Below are 16,001 nucleotides of genomic sequence, written 5' to 3'. Positions count from 1 at the left end.
CTCACCAATCGTATTTGACCTCCAGCGACGCCGTGCGCTGCTGGCCGTAGTAGCAGCCAAAGCTGTAGTTGCACGACGACACGTACTCTCGATCAAACAGGTTCTGCACGTTCAGCCGGGTACTGACACCCTTGAAGCTCGCATCCAGGGCCGCCAGGTCATAGCTGAGCGTTGCGTCATACACCACAAACGACGGCGTCTTGAAAGTGTTGTCCGAGTCGCCGAAGTTTTTCCCGGTATAACGTGCACCGCCGCCCAGGGTCACGCCCGCCAGGGCCTGTCCGGTGAAGTGGTAGTCGGCCCACACGCTGGCTGCCCAGGGTGCCTGTGCCTCGCTGCGGTTGCCTTCATTGCCATAGTTGGACTTGGTGTAGAACACGTCCAGATACGACAGCGAGGCGATCAGGTCGATGTTGCTGAAACTGCTTTTGCCTTCAAGTTCGATCCCCCGCGACCGGACCTCGCCTTCCTGGATTTGATACTCCTGGTACTGCAAGTCACCGGTCAGGACGTTTTGCTGGGTGATTTCAAATACCGAGGCGCTGAGCAAAGTGCTCTCATCGGGCTGGTATTTGACCCCCACTTCATATTGCTTGCCCGTCATGGGCACGAACGCCTTGCCACCTCGGGCCGGTGCCGCAGTGCCCACAGAAGGCAGGAAGGATTCGGTGTAGCTGATATACGGCGCCAGACCAAACGAAGTGACATAGGTCAGGCCCACACGCCCGGTAAACTTGCTATCGCTCTGGATCTCGTGGGAGTTGGCCAGCAAGTCATTGTTGTCGACCTTGGCCCAATCCTGGCGACCGCCAATGGTCAGGATAAAGTTGTTCAGTTTGATCTGGTCCTGCACATAAAAACCGGTCTGCTTGACCCTGTTATCCCATTTGGTAGTCAGGGTCGGCACACCCGTGGTGCGGTAGTTGGTGGGGTTGTAGAGGTCAATCACCTCGCTGCCGGACAGGTTGTAGCCCTGGAACTTGCGGGTGAAGTCACGGTAGTCGAGCCCCACCAGCAGGGTGTGCTGCACAGGCCCGGTGGTGAAGTCACTTTGCAGGTGGTTGTCGAAAGTATAAGAGCTGTTTTGCTGGCGCCAGTCGAGCTTGGTGCGGCTGGCATGGGTATCGGTGGCGCCGTCCGGGGCGGTGACGAAACGGTTCAGGTAAAAGCCCTTGTAACGGTCATTGACGTCGATGTAGCTCAGGCTCTGGCGATAGGTCATGACCTCGTTGAAGGCATGGGAAAACTGGTAGCCGAGCACATATTGATCGCGCTTGTAGTCGTTCCATTTCGAGTCGCCCGAGAAGAAGTCTCGATCTATCTTGTTGCCTTGGGAGTTGCGGTACAGACTGCCCACGGCCGGCAAGGACTGGTAGTCGGCCAGGGCATCGTCCCGTTGCACTTGCGCGTAGACCGTCAGTTCATTGCGGTCATCCGGCGCCCAGGTGAGACTGGGCGCCAGCAGCATGCGGGAATCTTCCGTGTAGTCGATTTGCTCGCTGCCGGTGTTGCCGACGCCGATCAGCCGATAGCTCAGGGTTTTGCCTTCATCCAGCGGGCCGGTGGTATCGAAGGCCAGGTTGTAACGGTCAAAGCTGCCGGTGCCGACCTTGATTTGATGCCTGGCCTCGGTGCTCGGGCGCTTGGCCACCATATTGATCATGCCCCCCGGCTGGTTTTGCCCGTACAGAACGGAGGACGGCCCCTTGAGCACTTCGATACGCTCCAGGGTGTAGGGGTCGATCTGCGGGGTGCCGCCCAGGCTGCCCGCCGAAGGCAGATAGGCGCCATCAAGGTAGAGCAGGGTCGGGGCAAAACCGCGGCTGGTGATTTCATCGGCAATGGTGTTGCGGTCGGTATAGCCGTTGGTGCTGAGCCCCGGGGTGTAGCGCAGGGCCTGGGTCAGATCGTGGGCGCCCTGCACTTCAACCTGATCAGCAGTGACCACGTTGATGGTTTGCGGAATCTCGAGGATCGGTGTGTCGGTCTTGGTGGCGGTGGCCGAACGGGTGGCGACAAAGCCGTCAACATGGCCACGACCATCCTCACCCAGGAGCGCAGACACGTTGGTTGCGCCCAGATTCAGTACCCCGTCACCGGCATTGGGGTAGACACTCAAGGCACCGCTACCGGTCACGCCCAGGCCCAGCCCGCTGCCCGCCAGCGCGCGTTCGGCGGCCTGTTGCGGGGTGTACATGCCATTGACCGGCGCGGAGGTTTTACCCTGCAACAAGGCCGGGGCCACCGACAGGGTCAGGTTGCTGTCGCGGGCAATGCGGCTCAGGGTCACGCCCAGGGGCGCGGCAGGCAAGTCAAAAAAACGCGTGGCATTTTGCTCGCCAGACAGGGTTTCGGCCACCGCGCTCAGCGGGTAACCGCCAATGCTCAGGGTGATGGCCAGCGCCAGCAGGCAGGTTTTGGGATGGGCGTACGGCATGGGGCATCCTTTCTCGTTGCAAGGTAGGCAGTTGTAACCTTGACCAACGAGAAAGCCTTTCCCCTCACCTTATCTGCAATTAATTCGCATTCATTGGTTTTTACTGGCGCACATCGATCAGGGTCAGCCACGGCCCATAGCGCGTGATCTTGATCGGCAAGGTTTGCGCCAGCGTATTCAGGGTGTGTGCGGTGTTGTCCAGCGGGAATACACCGAATACCCGCACCCGCGCGGCTTCCGGGCTGATACGCAGCATGCCGGTCTGGTAGGGCCGCAGCGCCTCGACCAGGGCTGACAGAGGTTCGTCGTGCAGCTCGACCCGGCCCGCGAGCCAGTCGGGCTGGCTACGGGATGTCGGGGTTTGCGGGTTTATCCGGGTGGCGGTAAATGACGCCGCCCGACCGGTTTCGAGGTGGAGTTGCTGACCGTCCAGGGTGTGCAACTGCACGCTGTGCTGTTGCACGCTGGCCAGGCTTTCAGTGCTGCCCTGGCGCACCATAAAGCGCGTGCCAAGGGCTTGCACCTGGCCCTGGGCAGTGCTCACCACAAAAGGACGCTGGGCGTCGGCTGCCACATCCACCTGCAACTCGCCTTCACGCAGGTGCACCCGGCGCTGATCGCTATTGAAGTCGATATCCACCGCACTGCGGGCGTTGAGGGTGAGCAGGCTGCCATCGGCCAGTTCGACGGTTTTGCGCTCGCCGGTGGCCGTCTGGTAATCGGCCGTCAACCCCGTCAGGGGCGTCACGCGATCCACCAGACCCGCGGCACCCAGGCCGAGCACCAACAGCAGCAGGCCGCCTTGCAGGGTCTTTTTGCCCGATGGTGATGTACCGGCCAGCAGCGCCCGACGTACCGCCTGCAATTGCCCCGGGCTGCGCCGCTCAACCGATTGCAGATCGGCTACGGGAGCCTTGAGCACCCCGGCGACCCGCTGCCACGCAGCCAGATGTGCCGGGTTTTCGGCCAGCCACGCCTTGAACACCTGACGCTCCGACGGGCAGGCCTGCCCGGACTCGAGGCGCAGCATCCAGTCAATGGCGGCACGGGTGGTCGGGTCAACCTTGGCTGTACTCATGGGCTCTCCGCCGTTTGCGACAGGCAATGAACAAAAGCGCGGCGCAAGTCGCGCTCAACGGTGGCCAGGGATACGCCCAGTTGCTCGGCAATGGCCTGCTGGGGCATACCTTCAAGACGATTGAGCAAAAAGGCGCGCTTGACCCGCGATGGCAAACCTTCGAGCAGGCAATCAATGGCTTCGATCGCCTCACGGACCAGGGCAATGTCTTCTGCAGAAGGTGCGTAGGCCAGAGGCAGCTCGGCCAGTTGGTCGAGATAGGCTTGCTCAAGCTTGCGCCGCCGCCACAGTGAGCAGAGCAAGCGCCGGGCAACGGTACTCAGGTAAGCCCGAGGCTCCTGGATACGTTCCAGTTGGCGGGCATCCCAAGCGCGCAAAAATGTGTCCTGGGCCAGATCGGCCGCATCCTGCGGGCATCGTACCTGTCGCGACAACCAGCCGCGCAGCCACGCGTGATTGTCGTGATATAGACTGGCCAGCAGCCTTTGGGGATCCACAGGACTCGACACGATAGATAACCATACTTAAATAGCAATAAGTCGCATTATCGTCGGATCAAGCATAAATGCAAGCCATGTGGGAGCGGGCTTGCCCGCGATGCAGGCGGCGCGGTTACTCAGCCTGACCGCGCTGATGCCATCGCGAGCAAGCCCGCTCCCACAAAAGCACGACCTTCAGCGCCCGCCGCCCAGGTCGAGAAAGGTGCCGGTGGTATACGACGCCTTGTCCGACAGCAGCCAAACAATGGCTTCGGCCACTTCTTCCGGCCGCCCGCCACGCCCCATGGGGATGATAGGTTCAAGCTTGCTGACCCGGCCCGGATCGCCGCTCAAGGCGTGAAAATCGGTGAAGATATAGCCCGGCCTCACCGCGTTGACCCGGATCCCCTCGCCCGCCAGTTCCTTGGACAGCCCCAGGGTGAAAGTGTCCAGCGCGCCCTTGGAGGCGGCGTAATCGACGTATTCACCGGGCGAACCCAGGCGGGCCGCCACCGACGACACGTTGACGATATTACCGCCCTGCCCGCCGTAACGTGGCGACATGCGCAGCACGGCATGCTTGGCACACAGAATGGGCCCCAGCACGTTGGTTTTCAGGGTGTGCATGATGCGCAGGTCGGTCAGCTCGTCGACTCGCGATTTGAGCCCCACGGTGCCGGCGTTGTTGACCAGCGCGGTGACAGGCCCCAACTGTTCGTCAACTTCGAGAAACAGGCGAATGATTTCCTCTTCGTCGCTGACATCGGCACGCACGGCAATGGCCTTGGCGCCCATGGCGCGAACCTGCGCCAGCACCTCATGGGCTGCAGCATCATCGGTCAGGTAGTTGATGCAGATCCGATAACCCTGCTTTGCAGCCAGCAAGGCCGTGGCAGCGCCTATGCCGCGGCTGCCGCCGGTGATCACGATGACTTTATCCATAAATACGTGTTCCCCTTACACCGATCCAAATCTGGCTGTCAGAATAACCGCGAAGGCCCGGTTTTGTCAGGTCGCTGTTTTGTTGCCCGGCCCGGCGGGTTCGGCACCTTGGATATCGGCCATGAATTGCTCCGCCGGCAGCGGCTCGCCCAGCAGAAAACCTTGCAGGGCATCACAGCCAAGCGTGGTTAAAAAACTTTGCTGGGTATCGGTCTCCACCCCTTCGGCGACGATACGCAAACCCAGGGCCTGGCCCAGCGCGACAATGGCCGAGACAATCGCCGCATCGTCGCTGTCGTGCTCCAGGTCGCGCACAAAACCGCGGTCGATTTTCAGTTCATTGGCGGGCAGGCGTTTGAGGTACATCAGGCTGGAATAGCCAGTGCCAAAGTCATCGATGGACAGGTCCACGCCCATTTGCGACAACCGCTGCAACACCACCATGCTCGCATCGGCATCGCTCATGGCGGTGGTTTCGGTGATTTCCAGGGTCAGGCTGTTGGCCGGTAACCGATGACGCTCGAGCGCCGCGACCACGCTGTCAACCAGCCCTGAATAGCAGAACTGCAATGCCGACAGGTTGACCGCAATGCGCCAGTGGCTATAGCCCTGATCGAACCATATGCGCATCTGGCGGCAGGCTTCATTGAGCACCCAGTCACCGATGGGGATGATCAGGCCGGTTTTTTCCGCCAGGTCGATAAAATTTTCCGGCAGCAGCAACCCTTGCTGCGGATGCTCCCAGCGCAACAGCGCTTCGGCCCCCACCGGCCGGCTGTTGCTGGCGTCGAACTTGGGCTGGTAGTGCAGGCGAAACTGCTGCAGCTCCAGGGCCTGACGCAAGTCCTGCAGCAGCTGCAATTGCTTGCGGGCATTGGTGTTCATCGACGCGTCGAAAAAGCTGTAGCCATTTTTGCCCGCGCCCTTGGCGTGATACATCGCCGCATCGGCGTTCATCAACAGCTCTTCGGCGGTCAGGCCATTGCCGGGGTACAGGGCGATACCAACACTGGCGGAGATCAGCAGCTCATGCTCATCGACCCGGAACGCCCTGGACAACAGACCCACCTGCCGCGCTGCCACTTGCGGTGCGTCATCAGGCTCCAGCAGACGCACCAGCAGCACAAATTCGTCGCCGCCAATACGCGCCAGGGTGTCCTGGCTGCGCAACTGCTCGCGCAGGCGCAGGGCAACTTCCCGCAGCAAACGGTCGCCCAGATGATGACCAAAGGCATCGTTGACCGGCTTGAAGCCATCGAGGTCGATAAACATCAGCGAGAAGCAGCCGCCCTGCTCCGCCACCTTGCTCATCGCCTGACCAATACGGTCAGCCAGCAGGATGCGGTTGGGCAACCCGGTCAGGGTGTCGTGCAGCGCCAGTTGGGTCAGCTCTTCGTTGGCCAGGGTCAGGGAGTCCGCCAGCGCAGCTGTACGGGCATCGAGGCGGGCATCAAAAATAGAGGTCAGCAAGGCGATGACCAATACCGCCAGGCTGGACACCAGTACCAGATTGTCCAGGCCGTTACCGCTCAGACCGTCGATGGCGGCACCGCAAAAACTGCCGATGGGAAAATTCGCCGCAGCCATACCGGTGTAATGCATGCCGACAATGGCCAGCCCCATGATTACCGCAGCACCACCGCGCATCAGCCGCACGTAAGGGGTTTGCCGGCGCAGACGAAACGCGATCGACAACGCGGCCGCCGAGGCCCCCACCGCAATCACCAGCGACAGGCCAAACAGTGCCGGGTCGTAATCGATGCCCGGTTGCATGCGCAACGCGGCCATGCCGCTGTAGTGCATGGCGCTGATGCCCGCGCCCATGATCAGGGCGCCGAACAACAACTGCAGCGCCGGCAAACGCGGCTGGCTGACCAGCCACAAGGCAAAGCCCGAAGACAGGATGGCAACCAGCAATGACCACAGGGTCAGCCCCAGGTCGTAGCCCAGCGCCAGTGGCAACTGCAACGCGAGCATGCCGATAAAGTGCATCGACCACACGCCAAAGCCCATTGCCAGTGCACCGCCGGCAATCCACAGGTACTGGGTACGGCCGCGCGCCGTGGCGATGCGACCACTCAGGTCAAGGGCGGTATAAGAGGCCAGAATGGCCACACACAGGGAAATCAGGACCAGCGCGGGGGAGTAACTAGCGGAAACCATGGGCCTACTCGTGAACAGATGCCGAACAGCGTCCATGCCCGGTAAAGAAGCGCAATTGTACTGCTTCCCTGCATTTACGCACCTATCCGCGCGACTAAATCCTTAAGCTCCATGCCCGCTCCCACAAAGAAACTGTCCCCCTGCCTTCAGCTCAGCTCAAACAACCCCGCCGCCCCCATCCCGCCGCCAATGCACATGGCAACCACGACAAACCGCGCACCACGGCGGCGACCTTCGAGCAGGCTGTGACCCACCATCCGTGCACCCGACATGCCGAACGGATGACCAATGGCTATCGCCCCGCCATTGACGTTCAGGCGGTCATTGGGGATCTGCAGAAAGTCACGGCAATGCACCACCTGACAGGCGAACGCTTCGTTGATCTCCCAGAGGTCAATATCCGCAACGGTCAGGCCAAAACGTTTGAGCAACTTGGGAATCGCATACACCGGACCAATGCCCATTTCCTCCGGTGCACAACCACTCACGGCAATCCCGCGATACACGCCCAGCGCTTCGATACCGCGCTGCCTGGCTTCGGCACGACTCATCAGCAATACCGCAGCGGCCCCATCGGAAAACTGCGAGGCGTTGCCTGCCGTGATGAACTCACCCTGTTCAATCCACTTGCCGTCTTTCCACACCGGTTTGAGGGTCGACAGGTCTTCAAGGGTGGTAGAGGGACGGTTGCACTCGTCACGGTCCGCGATCACGTCCTGATGACCGGCGGGTTTGCCTTCCTTGTCAAAGCACAGCTTGCGCGCCGCCAAGGGCACGATCTCATCGGCAAACAGGCCCTCAGCCTGGGCGGCGGCAGTACGTTGCTGGCTCTGCAACGCATACTGATCCTGTACCTCGCGGCTGATGTTGTAGCGCCGCGACACGATTTCGGCTGTTTCGAGCATCGGAATATAAGCCGTCGGCATGCACTCAAGCACGGCCTCGGACTGGGCGCGGTAGGTGTTTTTGTACTTGTTCTGGGTCAGCGACAATGACTCCACGCCACCGGCCACGGCAATCTTCATTTCGCCGGTCATGATGCCATTGGCCGCCACGCCGATACTCATCAGGCCCGAGGCGCACATGCGATCGAGCGCCATGCCCGGCACAGTATCGGGCAAACCGCCGGTGTACGCACACAGGCGGCCGATGTTGTAACTCTGAGTGCCCTGCTGGGCGGCGGCACCCATGATCACGTCTTCCACTGAACCCGGCTCGATACCCGCGCGCTCGACCACGGCACGCACCACGTGACCGCCCAGCACAGGCGCCTCGGTATCGTTGAACGAGCCACGAAAGGATTTGGTCAAGGCAGTGCGGGCGGTGGATACGATCACAACGTCATTCAAATTCATGTTCAAGGCTCACTGTTCAAGGGGGTTGAAGGTGTAGCGGCTGATGGTGTCCACCACGCAGCCGGGGCGTTCGCTGCCCTCGATTTCGACGCTCATGCGCACTACAGCCTGCACGGCCTGGCCCTGCATCTCGACCCGTACCAACTGGCCATGGCCGCGAATCCGCGAACCGACCTTGACCGGCGCAGGGAAGCGCAGCCGGTCACTGCCGTAGTTGACGCCCATGGCCAGGTTCTCGAACTGCATCAGTTGCGGCATAAACAGATTGGCCAGGGCCAGGGTCAGGTAACCATGGGCGATGCAGGCGCCAAATGGCCCGGTGGCGGCGCGCTGAGGGTCGACATGGATCCACTGGTGATCGCCCGTGGCTTCGGCAAACAGGTTGATCCGTTCCTGGGTCAGCAGCAGCCAGTCTGTGCGCCCCAGATCCATGCCCTCGGCCGCCAGCAACTGCCCGGTGCTGCTGAAAACTGTGCTCATGCTCTGTTCCTCACGCTTGTTGCGAGCTGACGGGCAGCACTTCGCCGACCATGTACGAGGCATAGTCACTGGCCAGAAACACCATGACATTGGCCACTTCCCACACTTCGGCGGCGCGGCCAAAGGCTTCGCGGCTGGTGAGCTGGTCGAGCAATTCGCTGCTGGCGGCTTTTTTCAGAAAGTCGTGCAGGGCGATCGACGGCGCCACAGCGTTGATCCGCACGCCGTTTTCGGCGGCTTCCAGGGCGCTGCAGCGGGTCAGGGCCATGACCCCGGCCTTGGCCGCAGCGTAGTGGGCCTGCTCCTTTTGCGCGCGCCAGCCCAGTACCGAGGCGTTGTTGACGATGGCCCCGGCACCACGACGCTCCATATGCGGGAGCATGGCGCGAGTCATGCGCATGGTGCCGGTCAGGGTGATATCCAGTACCGACGACCACTGCTCATCAGTCATTTCGGTCAGGCGCACCTGACCGCCAAGCCCGGCGTTGTTGATCAGCACATCGACACCGCCCAGCGCATCCTCAGCGGCGGCGACCAGGGCTTGCACGTCGGCTTCGACGGTGACGTTGCACAGCTGCCCGTAGACCGCCTGCAAGCCGGTTTCGGCCTTTAGCCGCTCGACTGCCTCTTCGAGACGACGCGGGTGGATATCGGAAATCATCAGGGCGCGACAGCCCTCTTCCGCGCAGCGTTTGGCCGCGGCATAACCGATACCGGCGCCGGCTGCGGCAGTGATCAAAATCGACTTGCCAGCCAGTAACTGGTGGCCGGGGACATAGGGAGGTGCTTGTCTCATGGTTGAATTCTCTTGTTAAGCGGCAAATCAAAAGCCCCTCACCCTGGCCCTCTTCCAAAGGGAGGGGTTGGGGTGAGGGCCAGCGGTATCAGCTACCCCACACCCGCTGCGGTGCAGGCGCTTCGGCCAGAATCTGGCCCAGGGCAACCCCCACTTCTTCGGGTTGCCATTGCGCGCCCTTGTCGCGGGTCACCCCGGTGCGCCAGCCATCGCCCAGGGACAATCGCCCACCCTGGCTTTCGATGATCTGCCCGGTAACATCCCCCGACAGTTCGCTGCCCAGCCATACCACCAGCGGCGCGACGTTTTCCGGTGCCCATGAATCAAAGCCACCGTCTTCAGGTTTTTTCACCATGTCCGGCATCGCGCTTTCGGTCATCGAGGTCCGCGCCGCCGGCGCCAGGGCATTGGCCGTCACGCCGTAGCGCCCCAGCTCGGCTGCCTGCACCAGGGTCAGCGCGGCAATCCCGCCTTTGGCTGCGCTGTAGTTGGACTGCCCCACCGACCCCTGCAGGCCCGCGCCGGAACTGGTGTTGATGATCCGTGCCGCCACCGGCCGGCCGGCCTTGGCCAGGTCGCGCCAGCGCTTGCCGAGGATATTGGCCAGGCAAAAATGCCCCTTGAGATGCACACGCATGACCGCATCCCAGTCCTCTTCAGCGAGGCTGATAAACATGCGGTCACGCAGGATTCCGGCGTTGTTGACCAGCACATGCACTTCGCCAAACGCGGCCAGGGCGGCGTCGACGATGTGCTGTGCCGTGGCCAGGGTGGTGATGTCATCGGCATTGGCAATGGCCTGCCCACCAGCCTGGAGGATTTCTGCCACGACCTCTTCGGCGGCTTCGCGACGAATATCGTTGACCACCACATTGGCGCCCTCCCCGGCGAACGCCAGCGCGTAAGCGCGGCCCAAACCGCCGCCCGCGCCGGTAATGATGACGGTACGTTCTGCACAAATTGCCATGTCGTTGCTCCTAGAGGCGTTCAATAATCGTCACGTTGGCTTGACCGCCGCCTTCGCACATGGTCTGCAAACCGTAGCGGCCACCGCTTTGCTCAAGCTGGTTGAGCAGGCCGGTCATCAACCGTGCACCGCTTGCCCCCAACGGATGGCCGAGAGCAATTGCACCGCCGTTGGCGTTGGTCCTGGCCGGGTCGAAATCCAGCTCCTTGGCCCAGGCCATCACCACCGAGGCGAAGGCTTCGTTGATTTCAACAAGGTCAATGTCCTGCATGCCCATGCCAGCCTTTTTCAGTGCGGCACGGGTGGCGGCAATCGGGGCCCTGAGGTGCCAGATCGGGTCGTCGCCCAACACCGACAGGTGATGGATCCGCGCCCGAGGGGTGAGGTTGTAGCGTTTGAGCGCCGCCTCGGAGACCACCAGCAAGGCAGCCGAGGCATCGCAGGTCTGGCTGGATACCGCAGCGGTGATCGACGCAAACTCGGCAAACACCGGCTCCAGTTCGGCCATTTTGGCCAGGCTGGTTTGGCGCGGTGTTTCGTCGTCCCTTACCCCTTCACAGGGCACGATTTCGTTGACGAAACGGCCGTCGGCCATGGCGGCCAGCGCCCGGCGATGGCTCTCCAGGGCATAGGCTTCCATGTCCTGGCGGCTGATGTTCCAGTGGTCGGCGATACGCTGAGCGGCGTAGAACTGGTTGACCGGCTGTTTGCCAAAGCGCGCTTGCCAGCCCTTGCTGCCGGAGAACGGGTCGGCAAAGCCCAGTGGCTGCCCGGCCAGCATCGCCGAGGAAATAGGGATCTGGGTCATGGTCTGCACGCCACCCACGGCAATCACATCCTGGGTGCCACTCATCACCGCCTGCGCGGCGAAGTGCAGCGCCTGTTGCGATGAACCGCACTGGCGATCGATGGTGGTGCCCGGCACGTTCAGCGGCAAACCGGCGGCCAGCCAGCTGGTGCGGGCGATATCACCGGCCTGGGAGCCGATGGTGTCGACACACCCAAAAATCACGTCGTCATATTCGTCGGCCGGAATTGCGTTGCGCTCCACCAGTGCCTTGAGCACATGGGCGCCGAGGTCGATGGCATGGACATGGGCCAGGCCACCCTTGCGCTTGCCGGTGGGGCTGCGCAATGCATCAACAATATAGGCTTGGGGCATCGGTCAATCCTCGAAGGTGTGACCGCAGCCCAGAGGCGCCGCGCCACTCAATACATATTCGGCCACACGAGCCTTGTGCAGCGCACGGTCGCCCCAGGCACTGTCCAGTGCCCAGGCGCGCTTCATGAACATTTGCAGGTCGACTTCCCAGGTGTAACCCATCGCCCCATGCACCTGGATGCCGTGGCGGGCCGCCAGCCAGCTGGCTTCGCAACTGGCCAGGCGCGCCTGGGACACCCACACGGCGGCATTCGGTTCGTTGTGTGCCAGGGCGTAAGCGGCGCGGTACAGCACCGGTTTGGCGAACTCCAGCGCAGTAGCCACGTCGGCCAGATGATGCTTGACTGCCTGAAAACTGCCGATGGGCTTACCGAATTGTTTACGCTGCGCGGCGTAGTCCACCGATAAATCCAGCATGCGCTGAGCCAGCCCGAGCAACTGCCCAGCCACCGACAGCGCGCCCCGATCAAGGGTTTGCGCCCACAGCTGGCGGCCCTGTTCGCCCTGCGCCACCAGGGTGGCTGCGCAGGGTTGCCAACTGACCTGCGCCAGGCGCCGAGAGGCATCGATACTGGCGTGATTTTGCACATCGACCTGGCTACGCGGCACGGCGTGGACTTCATCGCCATGGGCCAGCAGCAGCAAGTCAGCGTGGGCGGCATCGGCCACCAGCGGATTGACCGGGTGCCCGATGGCCACCCGCAAACTGCCGTCGGCAATGCGTTCCAGCCATTCGCCGCGACGGGCTACGCCGTCATCCAGCCCGGCGATCAGCGCACTGGCCACATAAGCGGTATCACCCAGGGAATCTGGGATGGCGTAGTAACCCAGTTCCTGGGTCATCAGGGCCCAGGCCACATCGTCCATGCCCAGGCCACCGAAAGCCTCGGGGATCGACAATGCGGTCAGGCCCTGCTCGGCGATCTTGTTGCGCAAATCCGGGGAGCGACCGACATCGGTTTCCCAGATTTCACGGAGCATTTCGGGGGCCGCTTCGGTCATCAGAAAACGGCTGATGGCCTCGCGAAAAGAGATCTGGTCTTCGGTAAAGGTAAAGTCCATGCCCGGCCTCACTTCGGCAGGCCGAGCATGCGCTCGGCGATAATGTTGCGCTGGATCTCGTTGGTGCCGGCGTAAATAGGCCCGGCCTGGGCGAACAAAAAGCCGTCCAGCCAGCTGTAGCCGCCCTCCGATTGACCGGTCAGCTCGCCACTGGCGCCGAGAATGCGCATGGCGGTTTCGTGCATGCGCAGATCCAGCTCCGACCAGAATATTTTGTTGGTGCTCGACTCGGCGCCAATCTGTGCCCCGCGGCTCAGGCGGCCCACGGTGTGGTACGCAGACAGGGCGTAAGCCTGGGCGTCCGACCAGGCCTTGCACACCGCCTCGCCAAGGCTCGGATCACGATCGGCGCTGGTGCGGTTGGCCTGGTACAGCTCCACCAATTTGCGCGCCGTGTATTGAAAACGGGCCGGGGAACGCAGCAGCAGACCTCGCTCGAAGCCGGCAGTGGCCATTGCCACATGCCAGCCCTGGCCTTCATCGCCAATACGGTTTTCCAGCGGGATGCGCACGTCATCAAAGAACACTTCGGCAAACGCATCCTTGCCGTTCAGGGCCTTGATCGGGCGTACGGTGACCCCCGGTGCATTGAGCGGCACCATCACGAAGGACAGCCCGTGATGGCGGCTGGACGACGGATCGCTACGGAACAGGCCGAACAGCCAGTCGGCAAAAATCGCTCGTGTGGACCAGGTTTTCTGGCCGTTGAGCACGTAGCTGTCGCCATCGCGGGTGGCCTTGCTGGTGATAGCGGCCATGTCGGAACCTGCGTTCGGTTCGGACCAGCCCTGGGCCCACATGTCGGTACTGGCGGCCATGCGCGGCAGGAAACGCAGTTTTTGCGCCTCGGTGCCGAACTCCATCAGCGTCGGGCCGAGCAACAGCTGGCCGTTCTGATTGACCCGCATCGGCCCGCCGGCGCCGTAATATTCCTCTTCGAAAATCAGCCACTCGATCAGGTCGCAGCCGCGCCCGCCCAGCTCGGTGGGCCACATGACCATCGACAGACGGTTTTCGAATAATTTGGCTTCCCACTGGCGGTGTTGCTCGAAGCCCTCGCGGGTATCGTAGCTGGCCAGCGGCGTGGTCGGCAGGTTGTCCGCCAGCCATTGGCGCACCTCCTGGCGAAAGGCCTTTTGTTTGGGGGAGTAGGTCAGATCCATCGTCAGCTCCTCAGAAGTTGGCGTCGCGTTTTTCAACGAATGCGCGGCGGGTTTCGGCGGAGTCCGTGCTGTTGTAGGCCTGCAGCGTGAACCCCTGTTCCCAGCGGTATTTGTCTTCCAGGTTGCCGTCTTCGATACCGTTCAGGGCCTCCTTGGCGATGCGGATCATGTCCGGGCTTTTGCTGGCGATCTTGCGGGCAATTTGCAGCGCGGTTTCACGCAATTGCTCAAGGGGCACCACGCGCTCGATAAAGCCGTATTGCTGGGCGTCAACGGCACTGATCTTGTCGCCGGTCAAAAACAGATAACGGACTTTCTGCACCGGGAACAGACGCTGCAAATGCGCCCCGCCGCCCATGGCGCCGCGATCCACTTCGGGTAAGGCAAAACTGGCGCAATCGGAGGCAACGACAATATCGGCAGCGCCGGTAATACCGATCCCGCCACCCAGCACATAGCCATGCACGGCAACAATCACCGGCACCGGATTGCGGTGAATGGCCTTGAAGGTGGCGTAGTTGCCGGCATTGACGGTCACGATACGTTCGGGGTGGGCGTCCAGTTCCTTGATATCGACCCCGGCGCAGAAGCCACGGCCCTCGGAGCGGATCACGATGACTCGCACTTGCGGGTCTTGCCCCAATGCTTCGAGAGTACGTGCCAGATCGAGCCATTCCTGGCTGTCGAGGGCATTGACCGGTGGCCGGTCGATCACCAGTTCAGCGACGCCCGCGTCGATACTGGTCTGAAATGCGGTATGGGCTGCGCTGTTCACATGTGCTCCTGGATTGGCAAAAAAACCATGGGAGCAGTATGGGAAGGCGCGCGAGGCGGATCATCGTCCGTTGAGACTAAACATAAGACACAGAGCCACAGGCGCACGCCCGTATAGCCACAAGTAAATGCCCGCGGCAGCGATCAATCATCATTAATTAATCACACCCTACGCCATAAGAACTAATGAACTTACGTTTTACTTGGATATTTCACTCAAACAACACAGCACTCTCTTATAAAAACAGATCAGCCGCCCCAGCAGAAAATAACAAAGCTCAAACAATACAACTTGTTGCCATAGCCTGCACTTACAGGAGGAACTCATACAAGCAGGATTATTCACTCAACTATCAAAGGAAGAAAGCCGCAAGATCGCAAGACCAAAGCCACTTAAACGTTCGCACTTGGCTACTTCAACCATCCTGAAATTCTAATATTCTGATCCAGCTTGACCAGCCGGGGGTCGAAAGCCCATTCCAGCCTGATGACAAACGCCAGATATCTGGACGGAATTCAAACTTAATCATCCTCGGCCGATTGGAAAACACTCTGTTTCCACAAATGCATGTTCCTTTACACCTATTATACAACAGGTAAACAAAATGTTAATAAACAAAACCGCTCTGGTTGCTGCGGCAGTAATGGTGTTCGGTGTTTCCAGTGCATGGGCTGCCGACAGTACAAGTACCCAGATTAATATCAGCGCCACTGTTCCAAGCACTGCTTTCTATGCACAAGCCTCTAGCCCGACCTTCGGTCAGGCTGAAGTAATGGGCTATGACATCGGCCAAAACAAAATCAACAGCCTTCGTGAAAACTTCACCTACAAGAGCACAGGCGGTGCATTGCGCGCGTATATCGATGGCGGGCCACGGGCGCTGTTCAACGGTAACACCGCACACAACATCCCTCTGACCACCAAATTCAACGGTGTGACCCTTACGGCTGCAGCCCTGGAGGTGGCAACCGCCCCCGCCTCCGCCGCAGGCGGTACTGCAGAGCTGGAGGTTTCTGCTGGCGCCATACCAACAGGTGCCTCTGGCAATTTCAGTACCGCATTTACCGTGATGTTCGACAGCACGCCACCCACCCCCTGATCTGCCAACACCGTTGATTCATCTGGCGATACCCGCGCCCGGC

The 16,001-nt window shown here is 61.2% G+C and carries 14 protein-coding genes; 1 reads left to right on the top strand and 13 read right to left on the bottom strand.

The window, feature by feature from the left end; translation table 11 throughout:
* Position 1: 1 nt before the first annotated feature.
* From QN377_RS14095 to QN377_RS14035, 13 genes are all read right to left on the bottom strand, one after another.
* Complete coding sequence (locus tag QN377_RS14095; protein ID WP_146541074.1) at positions 2 to 2,437, bottom strand: TonB-dependent siderophore receptor; 2,436 nt, start codon at positions 2,435 to 2,437, stop codon at positions 2 to 4.
* A gap of 100 nt (positions 2,438 to 2,537) precedes the next feature.
* Entirely contained in the window at positions 2,538 to 3,515 is a 978-nt protein-coding gene (locus QN377_RS14090; protein ID WP_322213131.1) for a FecR family protein, read from the bottom strand.
* Positions 3,512 to 4,012, bottom strand: coding sequence for a sigma-70 family RNA polymerase sigma factor (locus QN377_RS14085; protein ID WP_095002420.1), 501 nt, complete (start codon positions 4,010 to 4,012; stop codon positions 3,512 to 3,514). The genes QN377_RS14090 and QN377_RS14085 overlap by 4 nt, the downstream gene beginning before the upstream one ends.
* 177 nt (positions 4,013 to 4,189) lie before the next feature.
* A complete protein-coding gene (locus QN377_RS14080; RefSeq protein ID WP_095002419.1) occupies positions 4,190 to 4,936 on the bottom strand; it encodes an SDR family oxidoreductase in 747 nt (248 codons plus the stop codon).
* 66 nt (positions 4,937 to 5,002) lie between these two features.
* Positions 5,003 to 7,099 carry a putative bifunctional diguanylate cyclase/phosphodiesterase gene (locus QN377_RS14075; protein WP_095002418.1) on the bottom strand — a complete coding sequence of 699 codons (2,097 nt, stop codon included), beginning with the start codon at positions 7,097 to 7,099 and terminating at the stop codon, positions 5,003 to 5,005.
* Positions 7,100 to 7,245: 146 nt separating this feature from the next.
* Positions 7,246 to 8,454 (bottom strand): acetyl-CoA C-acyltransferase, encoded by a 1,209-nt coding sequence (locus QN377_RS14070; protein ID WP_095002417.1) that lies wholly within the window; start codon positions 8,452 to 8,454, stop codon positions 7,246 to 7,248.
* Between the two features lie 9 nt (positions 8,455 to 8,463).
* The gene (locus QN377_RS14065) at positions 8,464 to 8,934 is read right to left on the bottom strand and encodes a MaoC family dehydratase (RefSeq protein ID WP_095002416.1); all 471 of its coding nucleotides are present in this window, start codon (positions 8,932 to 8,934) and stop codon (positions 8,464 to 8,466) included.
* 10 nt (positions 8,935 to 8,944) lie between these two features.
* Positions 8,945 to 9,730, bottom strand: a complete 786-nt coding sequence (locus tag QN377_RS14060) for an SDR family oxidoreductase (RefSeq protein ID WP_095002415.1) — start codon at positions 9,728 to 9,730, stop codon at positions 8,945 to 8,947.
* Between the two features lie 88 nt (positions 9,731 to 9,818).
* Positions 9,819 to 10,697: an SDR family oxidoreductase gene (locus QN377_RS14055; RefSeq protein ID WP_133144401.1), complete on the bottom strand. Its 879-nt coding sequence runs from the start codon at positions 10,695 to 10,697 to the stop codon at positions 9,819 to 9,821.
* Positions 10,698 to 10,707: 10 nt separating this feature from the next.
* Positions 10,708 to 11,859, bottom strand: coding sequence for an acetyl-CoA C-acetyltransferase (locus QN377_RS14050; RefSeq protein ID WP_322213132.1), 1,152 nt, complete (start codon positions 11,857 to 11,859; stop codon positions 10,708 to 10,710).
* A gap of 3 nt (positions 11,860 to 11,862) precedes the next feature.
* The gene (locus QN377_RS14045) at positions 11,863 to 12,921 is read right to left on the bottom strand and encodes an acyl-CoA dehydrogenase family protein (RefSeq protein WP_095018870.1); all 1,059 of its coding nucleotides are present in this window, start codon (positions 12,919 to 12,921) and stop codon (positions 11,863 to 11,865) included.
* A gap of 8 nt (positions 12,922 to 12,929) precedes the next feature.
* Positions 12,930 to 14,084 carry an acyl-CoA dehydrogenase family protein gene (locus tag QN377_RS14040; RefSeq protein ID WP_095018869.1) on the bottom strand — a complete coding sequence of 385 codons (1,155 nt, stop codon included), beginning with the start codon at positions 14,082 to 14,084 and terminating at the stop codon, positions 12,930 to 12,932.
* A gap of 10 nt (positions 14,085 to 14,094) precedes the next feature.
* Positions 14,095 to 14,859: an enoyl-CoA hydratase family protein gene (locus QN377_RS14035; RefSeq protein ID WP_095018868.1), complete on the bottom strand. Its 765-nt coding sequence runs from the start codon at positions 14,857 to 14,859 to the stop codon at positions 14,095 to 14,097.
* Positions 14,860 to 15,463: 604 nt separating this feature from the next.
* Here QN377_RS14035 and QN377_RS14030 point away from each other — a divergent pair.
* A complete protein-coding gene (locus QN377_RS14030) occupies positions 15,464 to 15,958 on the top strand; it encodes a CS1 type fimbrial major subunit (RefSeq protein ID WP_232527604.1) in 495 nt (164 codons plus the stop codon).
* The last annotated feature ends 43 nt before the right edge of the window (positions 15,959 to 16,001 follow it).

Source organism: Pseudomonas sp. CCC4.1, from assembly GCF_035019225.1.
Taxonomy (GTDB): domain Bacteria; phylum Pseudomonadota; class Gammaproteobacteria; order Pseudomonadales; family Pseudomonadaceae; genus Aquipseudomonas; species Aquipseudomonas bubulae.
The sequence above is the reverse complement of the archived record's forward strand: the minus strand, read 5'-3'. Positions and strand labels throughout refer to the sequence as shown.

Excerpts from the sequence above, each read along its gene's own strand:
- QN377_RS14090 (WP_322213131.1), bottom strand. The coding sequence starts at position 3,515 with ATGAGTACAGCCAAGGTTGACCCGACCACCCGTGCCGCCATTGACTGG.
- QN377_RS14040 (WP_095018869.1), bottom strand. The coding sequence starts at position 14,084 with ATGGATCTGACCTACTCCCCCAAACAAAAGGCCTTTCGCCAGGAGGTG.
- QN377_RS14065 (WP_095002416.1), bottom strand. The coding sequence starts at position 8,934 with ATGAGCACAGTTTTCAGCAGCACCGGGCAGTTGCTGGCGGCCGAGGGC.
- QN377_RS14045 (WP_095018870.1), bottom strand. The coding sequence starts at position 12,921 with ATGGACTTTACCTTTACCGAAGACCAGATCTCTTTTCGCGAGGCCATC.
- QN377_RS14070 (WP_095002417.1), bottom strand. The coding sequence starts at position 8,454 with ATGAATTTGAATGACGTTGTGATCGTATCCACCGCCCGCACTGCCTTG.
- QN377_RS14095 (WP_146541074.1), bottom strand. The coding sequence starts at position 2,437 with ATGCCGTACGCCCATCCCAAAACCTGCCTGCTGGCGCTGGCCATCACC.
- QN377_RS14075 (WP_095002418.1), bottom strand. The coding sequence starts at position 7,099 with ATGGTTTCCGCTAGTTACTCCCCCGCGCTGGTCCTGATTTCCCTGTGT.
- QN377_RS14060 (WP_095002415.1), bottom strand. The coding sequence starts at position 9,730 with ATGAGACAAGCACCTCCCTATGTCCCCGGCCACCAGTTACTGGCTGGC.
- QN377_RS14050 (WP_322213132.1), bottom strand. The coding sequence starts at position 11,859 with ATGCCCCAAGCCTATATTGTTGATGCATTGCGCAGCCCCACCGGCAAG.
- QN377_RS14030 (WP_232527604.1), top strand. The coding sequence starts at position 15,464 with ATGTTAATAAACAAAACCGCTCTGGTTGCTGCGGCAGTAATGGTGTTC.
- QN377_RS14080 (WP_095002419.1), bottom strand. The coding sequence starts at position 4,936 with ATGGATAAAGTCATCGTGATCACCGGCGGCAGCCGCGGCATAGGCGCT.
- QN377_RS14055 (WP_133144401.1), bottom strand. The coding sequence starts at position 10,697 with ATGGCAATTTGTGCAGAACGTACCGTCATCATTACCGGCGCGGGCGGC.